We start from the raw sequence: 14,118 nt of genomic DNA, 5'->3' as shown, positions 1-14,118 counted from the left end.
ACGTTGACCAGGAACACCCACCGCCACGACAGCGTCTCCAGCAGCACGCCGCCGACGACCGGCCCGAGGACGGGCGCGAACACGGCGGGCACGGCCATCAGCGCCATCATCCGGCCGAGCCGCTCGCGCCCGGCCACCTCGACGACGATGATCCGGCTGAGCGGGAAGAGCATGCCCGCCCCGGCCCCCTGCACGACGCGGAAGGCGATGAGGCTGCCGAGCGACCAGGCCGACCCGCACAGGATCGAGCCGGCCAGGAACACGGCGAGCGAGGCGGTCCAGGCCGTCCCGGCGCCGAACCGCTGGGCCGCCCACCCCGTTGCCGGGATGACCGCGGCCAGGGCGAGCAGGTAGGCCGTCGTCACCCATTGGGTGGCCGCCAGGTCGGCGGAGAAGGCGCGGGCCAGGGTGTGCGTGGCGACGCCGACCACCGTGCCGTCGAGCAGGGCGGTGAAGGCGCCGAGGGTGAGCACCCCGGCGACCGTCAGCAGCCGCCGGTCGAGGCCGGGCCGGGCCGCGGTCGTTCCGGTCATGGGGAAACCTGCCAATGTCTCAGTGCGCTGTCGAGCGCGTCGATGATCGCGTCCCACGAGCTGCGGACGTCGCGGGACGCCTGGAAGCCGCCGCGGGCCTCCAGGTTGGTGAAGCCGTGGAAGGTGCTGCGCAGCAGCCGGATGGCGTCGGTGTGGGCCGGCTCGGGCAGCCCGTACGCGGCCACGACCGCGTTGGTGGTGGTGAAGATGCGCTGGACGTCGGCGCACCCGGCGACGATCTCGGGGTCGAGCCGGAGCTGGGTGGCCTCGTACAGGCCCGGGTGGGCGAGCGCGAAGTCGCGGTAGGCGGCGGCGAAGGCGGCCAGCGCGTCCTTGCCCGCCTTGCCGGCCACCGCGGCGGTCAGGGCGTCGGCCTGGATGCGGGCCGCGCGCAGCGCCACCCGGACGCGCAGGTCCTGGAGGTTCCTGACGTGGGAGTAGAGGCTGGCGTCCGCGACGCCGAAGCGGCGCGCCAGGGCCGAGACCGTCAGGTTGTCGAACCCGGCCTCGTCGGCCAGCTCCCCGGCCGCCTCCGTCACGCGGTCCGCCGTCAGACCGGCCCGAGCCATCATGATCCACCTCCGCAGCAGGAAACCTAACCTTCCTAGGTTTTATCCTAGGAGTCCTAGGTTTCGCAAATCAGGAAAACTTGGGATCAGGTTGGAACGTGGCTGGAGCAGCCGTTCGTAACGTGGCGGACATGAGAGTGCTCGTCGATCTGAACCGCTGCCTGAGCTACGGCCAGTGCGTGTTCGCGGCGCCGGCGGTCTTCCGGTTCCACGGCGCCGAGTCCCTCGAGTACGACTACGCCCCGGCCGACGCGCTGCGCGAGCAGGTGCGCGAGGCCGCCGCGGCCTGCCCGGTGCAGGCGATCACCTGCTCGCCGGACGACCATGCGTAGCGCGGTGATCGTCGGCACCTCGCTGGCCGGCCTGCGGGCCGCCGAGACACTGCGCGCCGAGGGCTTCACCGGGGAGCTGACCCTGATCGGCGACGAGCCGTACGAGCCCTACGACCGGCCGCCGCTGTCCAAGCAGGTGCTGGCCGGCCGCGCCTCGCCCGCGCACACCGCGCTCGTCACGGCGCGGGACCTGCGGGCGCGCCGGCTGCTCGGCGAGCCCGCCATCGGCCTGGACCTGCGCACCCGGCAGGTACGCCTGGCCGGCGGGCGCGAGATCGGCTTCGACCGGGTGCTGATCGCCACCGGCACCCGGGCGCGCCCCTGGCCCGAGCCCGCCGAGGCGGCCCTGACCGGCGTGTTCACCCTGCGCGGACGCGACGACGCGGCGAGCCTGCGGGCCGCGCTCGCCGCCGGGCCGAGCCGGGTGCTGGTCATCGGCGGCGGGTTCACCGGCTCGGAGATCGCCTCCGTGTGCCGCGAGATGGGCCTGCCCGTGACGGTCGCAGAACGCGGACCGGCCCCGCTGGCCGGCGCCCTGGGCGCGGCGGCCGGCAGCGTGGCCGCCCGGCTGCACCGCGAGCACGGCGTGGACCTGCGGGTCAACACCACGGTGATGGCGCTGGAGGGCGACGCGGAGGGCCGGTTGCGCGCGGCGCACCTGTCCGACGGCGACGTCCTGCCGGTCGAGGTCGCGGTGGTGGCGCTCGGGGCCGTCCGCAACACCGAATGGCTGGACGGGGCGGGCCTGGCCGCCGACGCGCGCGGGGTGGTGTGCGACGCCGCCTGCCGGGCCTTCGACGCCGACGCGATCGTCACCTCCGACGTGTTCGTGGCCGGCGACGTGGCGCGCTGGCCGCACCCGCACTTCGACGGCCTGCTGCTGGCCGTGGAGCACTGGGACAACGCGGTGCGCCAGGCGGCCACCGCCGCGCACAACATGGTCGCCGACCGGCCGCGCCCGCACCGGGGGCTGCCGGCGTTCTGGTCCTACCAGTTCGGCGTCAGCATCAAGTCCGTCGGGCTGCCGACGATCGCCGACGAGGTGGTGGTCACGCAGGGCTCGGTGGCCGAGCGCCGCTTCGTGGCCTGTTTCGGCCGCCAGGGCCGGTGCGTGGCGGCGGTCGCGGTGGACGCCCCGCGCTCGCTGCCCGCCTACGCCGGCCTCATCGAGGCGGCCGCGCCCTTCCCGCCCGACCTGCGGGCCGCCGACGGGCCGCGCACGCTGCTCCCGGTGCCCGCCGGCCTGGCCGTGGACGGCCAGTCCACGCACAGCCCGACGGCCGCGGTGACCGGGCAGGGCCCGACCGCGCGCGAGGTGCCGCGCGAGCGCGACCCCCGCTCGCCGCTGACCGCGCCGCCGCTGGAATGAGAGCCGGAGGACGACCATGGCCCACCAGGTGACGCAGAGCCTGTTCGCGCAGGTCCTGGACGAGGCGAGCCGCCCGGACCCGTACCCGCTGTACGCCCGGCTGCGCGAGACGCCCGTCTCCCGCCAGGGGGACGACCTGTACGCGGTGAGCACGTACGCCGAGATCGTCTCGCTGCTGCACGACCCGCGGATCAGCTCCGACGAGCGCAAGAGCAGGAGCGGCTCCGGCTCGTTCGGCGCCTCCGGCAGGCTGATGGCCGGACAGGACGCCCAGAACGGCCAGGAGTCCCGCAAACCGGCGTTCATCTTCCTCGACCCGCCCGACCACGACCGGCTGCGGCGGATCGTCATGCGGCACTTCACCCCGGAGCGCGTCAACCGGCTCGGGGAGCACGTGGTGTCGCTGGTGGCCGAACTGCTCGACCGGCGCGCCGGCCACGACTCCCTGGACGTGGTGGACGACCTGGCCTACCCGCTGCCGGTCACGGTGATCTGCGACCTGCTCGGCGTGCCCAAGGAGGACGAGCCGCGCTTCCACGGCTGGGCCTCGGCGCTGGCCCGCACGCTGGACCCGCCCGAGGGGCTGTCGGCCGAGGAGGTGCGGCAGGCCGAGACCGCCGCGCCGGAGCTGCGCGCGTACCTGGTCGAGCTGGCCGGCGAGCGGCACGCCCACCCGTCGGACGACCTGCTGTCGGCGCTGCTCACCGACGGCGAGACCGAGCGCATGGACGCCCCGGAGATCATCGCGACGATGGCCCTGCTGCTCATCGCCGGCCACGAGACCACCGTCAACCTGATCACCAACGGCATGCTGACGTTCCTGCGCAACCCGGAGGCGCTGGCGCGGCTGCGCGCCGACCCCGGGCTGATCGTGCCGGCCGTCGAGGAGGTGCTGCGCTACGACCCGCCGGTGCAGTTCCGCACCCGCACGACGCTGGCCGACATCGAGATCGCCGGGGTCACCGTCCCCCAGGGCGCGGACGTGGCGCTGCTGCTGGCCTCGGGCAGCCGGGACCCGGCCCGCTTCCCCGGCGCCGACCGCTTCGACCCGGCGCGGCGGGACAACCAGCATCTGGGGTTCGGCGGGGGCGTGCACTACTGCGTGGGGGCGCCGCTGGCCCGGATCGAGGCGCGGGTCGCGCTGGGCGCGCTGGTGAGCAGGCTGGTCGGGCCGGAACTGGCTGCCGGCCCGCCGCCGTACCGGCACAGCGCGTCGCTGCGCGGGCCCGCGCACCTGCTGGTCGGCTTCGACCGCCTGCTCTGACGCCCGCCTGCTCCGACGCCCGCCCGCTACAGCGCCCGCCTGCTCTAGCTTCCGTCGAGGACGCGGGCCAGGGCCTCCAGGGTCTCCTGCCGGGTTCCGGGGGGCGGCGAGACGCGTAGCACCGGTTCCCGCAGGTCGAGCGGGGCGCGGGCGACCGGCGCGACGCCCACCAGCAGGCCCGCCCCGGCCGCCGCCGCGGCCGTCCTGGTGGGGTCCGCGCCGCCGGGCGGGCGCAGGGTGACGATGGCCGTCGGCTCGTCGTACGGCTCCACCACCCGCCAGCCGCCCCTGCCGTCGAGCGTGCGCCGGGCCGCCGCGCCCAGCTCGGCGAGGTGGGCGCGGACCGCGTCCGGCCCCAGCGCGTGGTGCTCCAGGACGGCGACGCCGAGGCCGATCCGCGCCGCGACCGCCGACTCGGCGCTCTCGTAGCGCGCGGCGCCGGGCAGCGGCCCGCTGCGCGCCGGGTCCTCCAGCCAGACGTGGCCGCCGAGCGCGGGGGCTGCCGCGTCCATGTCCTCGGTGAGGCCGGGCACGATCAGGAAGCCGACGCCGCGCGGCCCGGCCAGCCACTTGCGGGAGGTGCCGACGTAGGCGGTGGCCCGCGCGCCGGTGACGTCCAGGTGGCCGAGGGACTGGCACACGTCCAGGACCAGGGGCACGCCGGCCTCCCGGCACAGGCGGCCGATCTCGCCGATCGGCTGCGCGGTGCCCCGGTGGGAGGGCAGGTGCGGCAGGGTGACCAGGTCCAGGCCGCGGCGCAGGGCGGCGGACAGGGCGTCGAGGTCGAGGCGGGCGTCGTCGTCGGCGGGCAGCTCGGCGAGGGTCCAGCCGCGTTCGGCGGCCAGACGGCGCAGCAGCATGAGCGTGCTGCCGTACTCCGAGCGGGTGAAGCCTACCCGGGCGCCCGGCGGCAGCCGCCAACCGCCGAGCAGCGCCGCCATCGCGGCCGTGCCGCTCTCCAGGAAGGCGACGTCGGCCGCGTCCGCGCCGGTCAGTGCGGCCAGCGCGGCCCTGGGCGCGGTCAGTCCGGGCACGGCGGCGTACCCGCCGAGCTCGCGTTCGCGCCGCAGGTGCTCGACCGTCGCGGCCAGCGTCCGGTCGCTGGGCACGTTGCAGCCGGCCGCGTCCAGGTGTCCGGGCGGCGCGGCCGAGCGGGCGGCCCGCCAGCGTGCGGCGATCACGCCCCGGCCAGCAGCAGCCCGAAGTCGCCGGCGGGGTCGGTCCACGACCGCAGGACGGTGAACCCGGCCGCGGCCAGCTCCTCCCCCAGCGGCTCCAGCCGGAACTTGGCGCTGATCTCGGTCCGCATCTCCTCGCCCGCGGCGAAGTCCACGGTCAGGCCGAGCGCGCCGACCCGCACCCGCATGTCCCGGGTGGCCCGCAGCCGCATCTCGATCCAGTCGTTGCGCTGGTCGTACAGGGCGACGTGCTCGAACGCCTCCGGCTCGAACCCGGCCGCCAGCTCCCGGTTCACCACGCGCAGGACGTTCCGGTTGAACGCGGCCGTCACCCCGGCGGCGTCGTCGTAGGCCGCGACCAGCCGCCCGGTGTCCTTCACCAGGTCGGCGCCGAGCAGGAACGTGTCGCCGGGCCGCAGGGTGGCGCGCACCTCCTTCAGGAACACCTCGCGGGCGGCCGGTTCGAGATTGCCGATCGTGCCGCCGAGGAAGGCCACCATGCGCCTGCCCGAGCGCGGCAGCAGCCGCAGGTGCCGCTCGAAGTCGGCGCACACCGGCCGCACCTCCAGTCCGGGGTAGCGGCCGCCCAGCCGACGCGCGGCCGCCTCCAGGGTGACGGCGTCCACGTCCACCGGCGTGTAGGCGCGCAGCGTGCCCGCCGCGGTGAGCGCGTCCAGCAGGACCACGGTCTTCTCGCTCGTGCCCGACCCCAGCTCGACCAGCGTGTCGGCGCCGCTCGCGGCGGCGATCTCGGCCGCCCGCGCGCGCAGGATCGTCAGCTCGCGGCGGGTCGGGTAGTACTCGGGCAACCGGGTGATGCGCGAGAACAGGTCGCTGCCCGCCTCGTCGTAGAACCACTTGGGCGGCAGCCACTTGGGCGTGGCCGTCAGCCCGGTCCTGACGTCGTGTTCGAGCGCCTGGCGCAGGTAGCCGGGGTCAAGATGGTTGATCACATGGACGGTCGGCTGGATGACGGGCACGAGATCCTCCTGAAAAGGTCACAACGGCTGGACGCGTACGTCGTCCGGCGTGGCGGTGAGCAGGCTGCGGTCGGGCGCCGCCTGCCAGCCGGGCCGGTCGTCGAGCGGCTCGCTGGCCACGTACACGCCGTCCCGGTCGGCGCGGAAGAAGAGGGTGTCGCCCCAGACGGTCGCGGCGAGCGCCGTGCCGTCGCAGGCGAGCAGGTTCAGGCGGGCGGCGGGGTCCTTCTCCCCCGCGCGCACGACGACGTCGGCCAGCGCCGCGGCCAGGCCGAGCCCGGCGCTGCCGCGGGCGAACACGGCGGCGGCCAGCCAGGCCGAGTCGCAGGGGCTCTCGGGCAGGTCGTCGGCCAGGTCCATGACCGCGTCGCGCTCGACCCGGCCGTTGTGGCTGAGCAGCCAGCCGCCCCCGGCGAACGGCGCGGTGGTGCTCTCCTCCACCGGCATCCCGGTCGTGGCGCACCGCACGGCCGCGATCAGGCAGCCGGAGCGGGCGATCTCGGCGAGCGCGGGCAGGTTGGCGTCGGCCCAGATGGGGATGGCGCGGCGGTAGCGCACCGGCTCCGGCCTGGCCGGGTCGTACCAGGCCATGCCGTAGCCGTCGGCGTTGACCGTGCCGTGGCGCTGCCGCCGGGGCGCGTACGACTGGGCGAGCAGGCCGTGCGGCGGCTCGTGGATCAGCGTGGTCAGCGGGCGCGGGGCGCCCAGCCAGGCGGCGTGCCGGCACATCTAGGCCCGCTCGGCGTCGCGGGCGCAGCGGAAGCCGGTGAAGATCTGCCGCCGGACCGGGTAGTCCCAGTTGCGGAACGTCGTCCGCACCGCCGCCGGGTCGGCCGCCCACGAGCCGCCGCGCAGCACCCGGTACTCCTGCCCGAAGAAGACCTCGCTGTACTCCTTGTACGGGAAGCTGCGGAACCCGGGATAGGGCTGGAACCACGACCCGGTCCACTCCCACACGTCGCCGACCATCTGCTCGGCCCCGTACGCGCTCGCCCCGGCGGGGTAGGCCCCCAGCGGGGCCGGCCGGGCCGCCCGGTGACCGAGGTTGGCCAGGTCGGGACGGGGATCCTCGTCGCCCCACGGGTACTTACGGGCCCGCCCGGCGTCCGGGTCCCAGCCGCACGCCTTCTCCCACTCGGCCTCGGTGGGCAGCCGCCGGCCCGCCCAGCGGGCGTAGGCGTCGGCCTCGTACCAGCTCACGTGCTGGACCGGCTCGTCCATCGGGACGGGCTCGGCGCGGCCGAAGCGGGTGCGCCACCACGCGTCGCCCTCCCGGGTCCAGAACAGCGGCGCGGTGGCCCCGCTCTCCTGCCGCCAGCGCCAGCCGTCCGGGTGCCACCAGCGCGGGTCGTCGTAGCCGCCGGACTCGACGAACGCCGCGTAGGCGGCGTTGCCGACGGGCAGCCGGTCGATCCAGTAGGCGGGCAGGTCCACCCGGTGGGCGGGGCGCTCGTTGTCGTAGGCCCAGGGCAGGGTGCCGGTGCCCATCTGGAAGGGGCCGGCGGGGACGTACACCTCGGCGGGGCCGGTGGCGCGGCCCGGCGGCAGGTCGCCGTCGCGGACCAGGCCGGGCTGCCGGGACAGCTGCCAGGTGGCCAGCATCGTCTCGTCGTGCTGGTGCTCGTGCTGGATGACCAGGCCGAACACGAACCCATCGCGGTGCAGCGGCGCGGCGGCCTCCAGGTCGATCGCGTCCAGCACGTCGAGCACCCGGCCGCGCACGCCGCCGATGTACTTCCTGGCCTCCTCGGGGCCGAGGATCGGCAGGGTGGGACGGTCCTTGCGGGGGTGCTTGAAGGCGTCGTAGATGTCGTCGATCTCGGGGCGCAGCGGCGTGATGCCGGCGGCCTCGCGCAGCACCCACAGCTCCTCGTAGTTGCCGACGTGCGCGAGGTCCCACACCAGCGGCGACATCAGCGGGGAGTGCTGGCGCAGCAGGAGGTCGTCCTCGGCCTCGGTGTAGGTCAGCGAACGGTCGCGCACCGCGGTCAGCTCGGCGGCGATGCGTTCCTTGATGTCGTTCATGCCCGTCCTTCTCCGCTCAGCCAGGCCGGCAGGCGCCGTACCGGGTCCGTCATCAGGTCCATCAGGTCGGCCGCCGGGGAGCGGCCCGCGCTCACGTACCGGGCGGCGAAGCCGGACACGCCGTCGACCAGATCGGCGGGCGCGCCGAGCCGGGGCAGCGCCTCGACGGCGGCGCGGAAGGCCGCCTCGGCGGCGCGGGCGAGCCGCGGGTCGGTCAGGCCGCACCTGGCGGCCACCTCGGCCAGGCCCGCGACGGGCTCGGCGGCCGACAGGGCGGCGTCGGCGGCGCGGTCGTCGGTGATCAGCGCGTGGGTGACGGCGACGCACACCGGCCAGTCGTCCGGGTGCTGGGCGTCGAGGTAGCGGATCTCCAGCCAGCCGCGCGGCCGGACCGGCGGGAACAGCGTGGTGGCGTGGTAGGCCAGGTCGTCGGGGGTGGGCGGGCGCTGGCCCGCGCCGTCGAGCCAGTCGCGGAAGGTCGAGCCGTCGCCGACCGCGCGGTAGCGGCGCTCGTCCTCGCGGACGAGCATGAGCCGGGCGTCGAGCAGGTACGCCGCCCAGGCCGCCGCCGGGTCGCCGGAGCCGTCGACGGGGGCGGTGCGGGTCGGGTCGAGGTTCTCCCAGACGGCCTGGCGGCCCGACATCCAGCCGCAGGGGCGTCCGCGGCTCAGCGGCGAGTTGCTGAAGGCCGCTGTCAGGACGGGCCCGAGCAGCCTGGCGCGCTCCCACCGGACCGCCGGCCGCTCCCCCAGGTCCACGTTGACCTGGACGGACGCGGTCGAGCACATCATCAGCGGCCCGTACGGGCGGCCCAGGAACTCGGCCATGGCGTCGTAGCGCGGCTGGCGGAGCTGCCGCCGGGCCGGGCGCAGCGGGTCGAGCCCCACGCCGCCCAGCACCAGCCCGGCCCGCCCGAGCGCCGCGCGGACGGCGGCCACGTCGGCGGCCAGCCGTCCGATGGCCTCGGCGGGCGGCCCGGCCGGGCCCGACAGCTCGATCTGGCCGCCCGGCTCGTACGTCACCCGGCTCCCGCCGGCCAGCGCCGGGACGACCCGCTTCACCCGGTCCATCGGCACCTGCCGCGCCGGATCCGCCCGGTCGAAGATCAGGAACTCCAGCTCGGCCCCCACCCGGTCGCCCGGGGCGGGGGCGAAGCACCGGCGTGCGAACTCCTCCACCTCCGGCACGCCCCGGAGCGGCTCGCCGGCCGCTCCCGAGGCGCCGGACCCGCCGGCCGCCGGGCCGGTCATCGCGTGGCGCATGTGCTTACAGACCCGCGAGACCCGCCAGCGTTACACGGAAATCTGATGATCTGCCGAGATTTGCCCCTTTTGCGGCTCTTGGTGCAGAAAAGGGGCCGTCAACCCCGGTGGCGGCGGGCTCTGAAGGCGGACATCAGGCGGTCGCGCGTGCCGTCGGACAACTTGCGCTCCGGCGGGAGCTCGCGCAGGGCCCGGACGGTCTCGCGGAACTGGTCGAGCTGCCGCGCGCAGTCGGCGCAGGCCGCCGCGTGCGCCTCGAACCCCTCGCGTTCGGGCCGGTCAAGAGCGCCGTCAAGGTAGGCGGTGATGAGTTCTACCAGCTCGTCGCACGTGAACCGCTTCACGACGTTGACCGCCTCACCTCTGAGCGTTGAACCGTTTAACCTATTCTGACCGCTTCACGGACTGGTAGTAGCCTTCGAGCCGGTCGCGGACCGTGGCCCTTGCCCGGTGCAGGAGCACCCGTTGGTTGGCGGCCGAGATCTCCAGGATCTCGCAAACCTCCTCGGACGTGCATCCCTCCAGGTCACGCAGGGTGATGACGATCCGCTGCCGGGGCGGCAGCCCGGCCAGCGCCTCGCCGATGAGACCGCGCGCCTCCGAGGCGAGCACCGCGCCCTCCGGCGTCGGGCCGTCCACCTTCTGGGCCGGCTCGGCGGGCGGCTCGAACGCGCTCCACGGCAGCGTGCGGCTCTCGCGCAGGCCGCGTTTCTTGGCGGTGTTGACCAGGATGCGGTAGACCCACGTCTTGACCGAGGAGCGCCCCTCGAAGGCGTCGATGGCGCCGATCACCGCCAGCCACGTGTCCTGCACGACCTCCTCGGCCGAGTCGTCGGTGGACACGTAGGACCTGGCCGCCCGCAACATCCCCCGCGACCAGGTGTCGAGGAGCGCGGCGAACATCGACTCGTCCCCGGCCCGCAGCGCCGCGACGACGACGTCGTCCGGGGGCAGCCCACCGCCCGCGAAAGGCCCCACGATCGTTTCCTCCCGGTCGAGCGTCGGGGACATCATGACATCGGGCCGCGCGTCGTCCACGCCCGGCCTGCCGCCGGGCCCGTGCGGGACGTCATGCTCCAGGCTAGCCCTCACCCCCTCGCACCTGAAGATCGCACACCGGTCCACGCCCGCACGTCGTACGGCGGCACCCATGGGGAACCTTCCCCGGCGGAGGCCGTCCAGCCGCGCGGAACCGGGATCGCCGCAGGTCAGTCGCGGTCGTAGTGGCAGACGGCCTCCAGCATGACGCCGTGCGGGTCGAGCCAGAACGCGGCGTGGTAGGGCGGCGGGTACTCGGGGAACTCCCTGGGCTCGTGCAGCACCTCCGAGCCGAGCTCCACCGCCCGCGCGTGCGCCTCGGCGACCGCGGACCGGCTGCGCAGCGAGAACGCCAGATGCTGGAGCCCGGTGCGGTGCCGCGAGTAGTCGCCGGCCTCCTGCGCGGGGTAGAGGAACAGGTACGTGCCCGGCTTGTCGTCCGCCGGCATGTAGCCGATCTCCTCCTCGCTGCTGAAGAACTCCTTGAAACCGAGGTACGGCAGCAGGGCGTCGTAGTATTCCTTGGCCGCCCGCATGTCGGGGACGTTGATGCCGATATGACCGATCATGCAGGGAGTATCGCGGCCCCCGGCGGGCGACGGCAACGTGTCGGTCCCGGCTGTTACGGTCGCGGGCATGGGAACAGGAGTGCCGCCGTCCGGTGGCGAGAAGGAGAGCCTGCACGCCAGCCTCGACCGGCACCGCGACGTCATCGTGTGGAAGCTGCAGGGCCTGGGCGAGGAGCAGGTCAGGCGGCCGATGACACCGTCCGGCACGTCGCTGCTCGGCATCGTCAAACACCTGGCCGCCGTCGAGTACGGCTGGTTCTGCTCGACGTTCGGCCGCGAGGCCGAGCCGCTGTGGTTCGCCCCCGAGGACGACTTCGCGATCGGCGAGCGGGAGACCACCGAGCAGATCGTCGCCTTCTACGGCCGGGCCCGCGCCGCCGCCGACAAGGCGATCTCCGACCTCCCCCTCGACGAGCCCGGCACCTCGTGGGCGGGCCGCCGGGTGACCCTGCGCTGGGTGCTCATCCACATGATCGAGGACACCGTGCGGCACGCGGGCCACATGGACATCCTGCGCGAGCTGATCGACGGCGCCACCGGCGACCACCCCCGCTGATCGCCCTTCGCTCCCGTCACAGAGTGGTGGGCAGCACCGGGCGGCCGCGCACGCCGGGGTCGGCGGCGAACAGGGCGCCCGCCTCGGGCTGCTCCCGGGCGTCCACCCCGAGCCTCGACGTGGTGACGTACAGCCGGTCGAGGCCGGGGCCGCCGAACGTGACCGCGGTGACCTTGCCGACCGGCAGCTCCACCACGGCGTCGAGCCGCCCGCCGGGGGTGTACCGGTGCACGGCGAACCCCTGCCAGAGCGCCACCCACACCCCGCCCTCGGCGTCGACCGTCAGCCCGTCGGGCGCGCCCTGGGCGGGGTCGATCGTCACGAACGGCCTGCGCCCGGTGAGCCCGCCCGCCGGGTCGTGGTCGAGGACGTCCACCCGGCCGGTGGCGGTGTCGGCGTAGTAGGCGAGGCCGCCGTCGGGGCTGAAGTCGAGGCCGTTGGAGACGGTGACGCCGCTGATCACCGGGCTGAGCGCGCCGTCCGGCCCGGCCACGTAGAGGGAGCCGGCTCCGGGGGTCTCGTCGTAGGGCATGCTGCCGATGTAGAAGCGGCCCTCGGGGTCGCAGCCGCCGTCGTTCATGCGCACGCCGGGGTCGCTCCACGCCTGGCCGAGCGGGCGCAGCGGCGCGTCGAGGTCGTCGGAGTCGGCCAGCAGCAGCTCGCGTTCGCCGGCTACCACGTAACCGCCGGTCACGCGCGGGCGCAGGGCCGCGGCGACCGGGCCGACGTGCCGCCGCCGCACGCCGCCGGAGTCGTCGAGGGCGAGCACGTCGCCGGCCAGCATGTCCACCCACCGCAGCCCGCCCCAGCGGGCGGACCACACGGGCCCCTCGCCGTGCTCGGCCACCGGCCCGGTCACGGGGTACGCCTGCACGCTCATACCGGCCTCCTCGGCCCGATCCTAGCGTCGGACGCGATCATCGTTTCCCGCCCGCGGGCACGGGGGCCTCCAGCGGCTCCGGCGCGGCGCGGTGCCGTACGGGCTGGAGCTGCGCCACGAGGAGGGCGGCGAGCACGATGACGGCGCCGGCGACCTGCGCGAGGGTGAGCCGCTGCCCGAGCACCAGCCAGCCGAGCGCGGTGGCGACGACGGGGCTGAGCAGCCCGAGGAAGGTGACCTTGGTGGCCGACAGCTCGCGGATGCCCCGGAACCACAGGGTGTAGGCCAGGGCCGAGCCGATGATCGCGAGGTAGGCGTACCCGGCGAGGTTCTCGCCGGTCAGGTGGGCGGGCGGCGGCCCCTCGACGAGGAACGTCACCGGGGCGAGCAGCAGGCCGCCGGCCGTCAGCTGCCATCCGGTGGTGGCCAGCAGCGGCGCGGGCGACTTCCAGCGCTTGCTGAGCACGACCCCGACCGCCATCACCACCGCGCCGCCCAGCGCGGCGGCCACGCCCAGCAGGTCGAGCCGGGCGTCGGCGCGCAGCACCAGCAGGCTCACCCCGGCCACGCCCGCCGCCGCGGCGAGCGCGACGCGCCAGGTCAGCCGCTCCCCCAGCAGCCCCGCCGACAACAACGCGACCAGCAGCGGCTGGATGGCCCCCACGGTGGCGGCCACCCCTCCGGGCAACCGGTAGGCGCCCACGAACAACAACGCGAAGAACAATCCGATGTTGAGCGCGCCGAGCACCAGGGCACGCCACCACCAGTTCCCCTGGGGCAGCCGACGGGTGATCGCGATCAGGATCAGGCCCGCCGGCAGGGCGCGGATCAACGCGGCCAGCAAGGGCCGGCCGGGCGGCAGCAGTTCGGTCGTGATCAGATAGGTGGTCCCCCAGATGGCGGGGGTGAGGGCGGTCAGCAGAACGGTTCCCGTTCGATTACTTAGCACTAAGACAAATTAACCGAACCCCGACGTTCCGGCCAGGTGATTTTCCTCACCGCTAAGACACTTGTAGGCTGCGAGGGTGGCTGACCAGGTCGACTACATCCTCAGGCAGTGGCACGCGCAGCGCCCTGACCTGGACGTCTCCCCCATGGCGGTGATCGGGCGGCTGTCGCGGCTGTCCCGGCTCATCGAGGCCGAGCTGGGCCGTACGTTCGCCGGGCACGGGCTCGACCGGGCCTCGTTCGACGTGCTGGCCACGTTGCGGCGCAGCGAACCGCCCCACCGCCTGACCCCCGCCGCCCTGATGCGCGCCTCCATGGTCACCTCCGGGGCCGTCACCCAGCGGCTCGACCGGCTGGAGTCGCGGGGGCTGGTGCGACGCACGCCCAGCGACTCCGACGGGCGCGGCGTGCACGTGACGCTCACCGCCGAGGGGCTCGCGCTGATCGACCGCGCGCTGCCCGACCATCTGGCGACCGAGCAGCGCATGTTGGCGGCGCTCACCGGGCAGCGGCGCGACGAGGTAGTGGTCGATCCCGGCGGCGACGGCGGCGGCCAGGGTGGCGTCGCCGGTCAGCCCCGTCCCCGGCAGCGCGTACGCGCGGGCCATGGCCAGC

Annotated in this window: 17 protein-coding genes; 5 read left to right on the top strand and 12 right to left on the bottom strand. The window is 74.8% G+C overall.

Translation table 11 applies throughout. The features are described 5' to 3' along the window. Both ACWCSD_RS33455 and ACWCSD_RS33450 read right to left on the bottom strand, forming a co-directional pair. Window positions 1-533, bottom strand: a 533-nt coding sequence (locus ACWCSD_RS33455) for an MFS transporter (RefSeq protein ID WP_449920876.1), incomplete at its 3' end; no start/stop codon positions are given. Next, the gene (locus ACWCSD_RS33450) at window positions 530-1,102 is read right to left on the bottom strand and encodes a TetR/AcrR family transcriptional regulator (protein WP_352327684.1); all 573 of its coding nucleotides are present in this window, start codon (window positions 1,100-1,102) and stop codon (window positions 530-532) included. The genes ACWCSD_RS33455 and ACWCSD_RS33450, both read right to left, overlap by 4 nt. A 131-nt stretch (window positions 1,103-1,233) precedes the next feature. Between ACWCSD_RS33450 and ACWCSD_RS33445 the strand changes: the two genes are divergently transcribed. Genes ACWCSD_RS33445 through ACWCSD_RS33435 form a run of 3 tightly spaced genes read left to right on the top strand, consistent with a single transcriptional unit; the run spans window position 1,234 to window position 4,067 of the window. Then, the gene (locus ACWCSD_RS33445; RefSeq protein ID WP_352355003.1) at window positions 1,234-1,434 is read left to right on the top strand and encodes a ferredoxin; all 201 of its coding nucleotides are present in this window, start codon (window positions 1,234-1,236) and stop codon (window positions 1,432-1,434) included. Beyond that, complete coding sequence (locus tag ACWCSD_RS33440; protein ID WP_449920873.1) at window positions 1,427-2,803, top strand: NAD(P)/FAD-dependent oxidoreductase; 1,377 nt, start codon at window positions 1,427-1,429, stop codon at window positions 2,801-2,803. Before ACWCSD_RS33445 ends, ACWCSD_RS33440 begins: the two co-directional genes overlap by 8 nt. Before the next feature lie 16 nt (window positions 2,804-2,819). Further along, window positions 2,820-4,067 carry a cytochrome P450 gene (locus ACWCSD_RS33435; RefSeq protein WP_397158394.1) on the top strand — a complete coding sequence of 416 codons (1,248 nt, stop codon included), beginning with the start codon at window positions 2,820-2,822 and terminating at the stop codon, window positions 4,065-4,067. A gap of 44 nt (window positions 4,068-4,111) precedes the next feature. Here ACWCSD_RS33435 and egtE read toward each other — a convergent pair whose 3' ends face one another. The 8 genes from egtE to ACWCSD_RS33395 form a co-directional block, all read right to left on the bottom strand. Next, complete coding sequence (egtE, locus tag ACWCSD_RS33430; protein WP_449920870.1) at window positions 4,112-5,248, bottom strand: ergothioneine biosynthesis PLP-dependent enzyme EgtE; 1,137 nt, start codon at window positions 5,246-5,248, stop codon at window positions 4,112-4,114. Continuing rightward, window positions 5,245-6,225, bottom strand: a complete 981-nt coding sequence (egtD, locus tag ACWCSD_RS33425) for an L-histidine N(alpha)-methyltransferase (RefSeq protein WP_449920867.1) — start codon at window positions 6,223-6,225, stop codon at window positions 5,245-5,247. The genes egtE and egtD overlap by 4 nt, the downstream gene beginning before the upstream one ends. A gap of 18 nt (window positions 6,226-6,243) precedes the next feature. Next, the gene (gene egtC, locus ACWCSD_RS33420) at window positions 6,244-6,954 is read right to left on the bottom strand and encodes an ergothioneine biosynthesis protein EgtC (protein ID WP_449920865.1); all 711 of its coding nucleotides are present in this window, start codon (window positions 6,952-6,954) and stop codon (window positions 6,244-6,246) included. Further along, window positions 6,955-8,250, bottom strand: a complete 1,296-nt coding sequence (gene egtB, locus ACWCSD_RS33415) for an ergothioneine biosynthesis protein EgtB (protein WP_449920862.1) — start codon at window positions 8,248-8,250, stop codon at window positions 6,955-6,957. It abuts the gene before it with no gap. Then, a complete protein-coding gene (egtA, locus tag ACWCSD_RS33410) occupies window positions 8,247-9,512 on the bottom strand; it encodes an ergothioneine biosynthesis glutamate--cysteine ligase EgtA (RefSeq protein ID WP_397158401.1) in 1,266 nt (421 codons plus the stop codon). Before egtA ends, egtB begins: the two co-directional genes overlap by 4 nt. A 98-nt stretch (window positions 9,513-9,610) precedes the next feature. Continuing rightward, entirely contained in the window at window positions 9,611-9,856 is a 246-nt protein-coding gene (locus ACWCSD_RS33405; protein WP_358299563.1) for an anti-sigma factor family protein, read from the bottom strand. Window positions 9,857-9,896: 40 nt separating this feature from the next. Further along, window positions 9,897-10,604, bottom strand: a complete 708-nt coding sequence (locus ACWCSD_RS33400) for an RNA polymerase sigma factor (RefSeq protein ID WP_358299560.1) — start codon at window positions 10,602-10,604, stop codon at window positions 9,897-9,899. A 116-nt stretch (window positions 10,605-10,720) separates the two neighbouring features. Next, window positions 10,721-11,119: a VOC family protein gene (locus ACWCSD_RS33395; protein WP_387674040.1), complete on the bottom strand. Its 399-nt coding sequence runs from the start codon at window positions 11,117-11,119 to the stop codon at window positions 10,721-10,723. Window positions 11,120-11,186: 67 nt separating this feature from the next. Between ACWCSD_RS33395 and ACWCSD_RS33390 the strand changes: the two genes are divergently transcribed. Continuing rightward, window positions 11,187-11,675 (top strand): DinB family protein, encoded by a 489-nt coding sequence (locus ACWCSD_RS33390; protein ID WP_397158404.1) that lies wholly within the window; start codon window positions 11,187-11,189, stop codon window positions 11,673-11,675. A gap of 16 nt (window positions 11,676-11,691) precedes the next feature. On the opposite strand, the gene ACWCSD_RS33385 is transcribed toward ACWCSD_RS33390, so the two are convergent. Further along, complete coding sequence (locus ACWCSD_RS33385; RefSeq protein WP_397158406.1) at window positions 11,692-12,555, bottom strand: SMP-30/gluconolactonase/LRE family protein; 864 nt, start codon at window positions 12,553-12,555, stop codon at window positions 11,692-11,694. A 37-nt stretch (window positions 12,556-12,592) separates the two neighbouring features. Continuing rightward, on the bottom strand, window positions 12,593-13,504 hold the full coding sequence (locus ACWCSD_RS33380; RefSeq protein ID WP_357981480.1) for an EamA family transporter: 912 nt from the start codon (window positions 13,502-13,504) through the stop codon (window positions 12,593-12,595). A gap of 76 nt (window positions 13,505-13,580) precedes the next feature. On the opposite strand from ACWCSD_RS33380, the gene ACWCSD_RS33375 reads away from it, so the two are divergent. Next, window positions 13,581-14,118 (top strand): MarR family winged helix-turn-helix transcriptional regulator (locus tag ACWCSD_RS33375; protein ID WP_449920854.1); only part of this gene is annotated, 538 nt, incomplete at its 3' end.

The organism is Nonomuraea sp. NPDC001684 (genome assembly GCF_053596515.1).
Note: the sequence above shows the minus strand (reverse complement) of the source record. Positions and strands in the feature narration are given on the sequence as shown.

Bases quoted from the DNA above. Each gene is read 5' to 3' on its own strand.
- ACWCSD_RS33450 (WP_352327684.1), bottom strand. From the start codon at position 1,102: ATGGCTCGGGCCGGTCTGACGGCGGACCGCGTGACGGAGGCGGCCGGG.
- ACWCSD_RS33445 (WP_352355003.1), top strand. From the start codon at position 1,234: ATGAGAGTGCTCGTCGATCTGAACCGCTGCCTGAGCTACGGCCAGTGC.
- ACWCSD_RS33440 (WP_449920873.1), top strand. From the start codon at position 1,427: ATGCGTAGCGCGGTGATCGTCGGCACCTCGCTGGCCGGCCTGCGGGCC.
- ACWCSD_RS33435 (WP_397158394.1), top strand. From the start codon at position 2,820: ATGGCCCACCAGGTGACGCAGAGCCTGTTCGCGCAGGTCCTGGACGAG.
- egtC (WP_449920865.1), bottom strand. From the start codon at position 6,954: ATGTGCCGGCACGCCGCCTGGCTGGGCGCCCCGCGCCCGCTGACCACG.
- egtB (WP_449920862.1), bottom strand. From the start codon at position 8,250: ATGAACGACATCAAGGAACGCATCGCCGCCGAGCTGACCGCGGTGCGC.
- egtA (WP_397158401.1), bottom strand. From the start codon at position 9,512: ATGCGCCACGCGATGACCGGCCCGGCGGCCGGCGGGTCCGGCGCCTCG.
- ACWCSD_RS33395 (WP_387674040.1), bottom strand. From the start codon at position 11,119: ATGATCGGTCATATCGGCATCAACGTCCCCGACATGCGGGCGGCCAAG.
- ACWCSD_RS33390 (WP_397158404.1), top strand. From the start codon at position 11,187: ATGGGAACAGGAGTGCCGCCGTCCGGTGGCGAGAAGGAGAGCCTGCAC.
- ACWCSD_RS33385 (WP_397158406.1), bottom strand. From the start codon at position 12,555: ATGAGCGTGCAGGCGTACCCCGTGACCGGGCCGGTGGCCGAGCACGGC.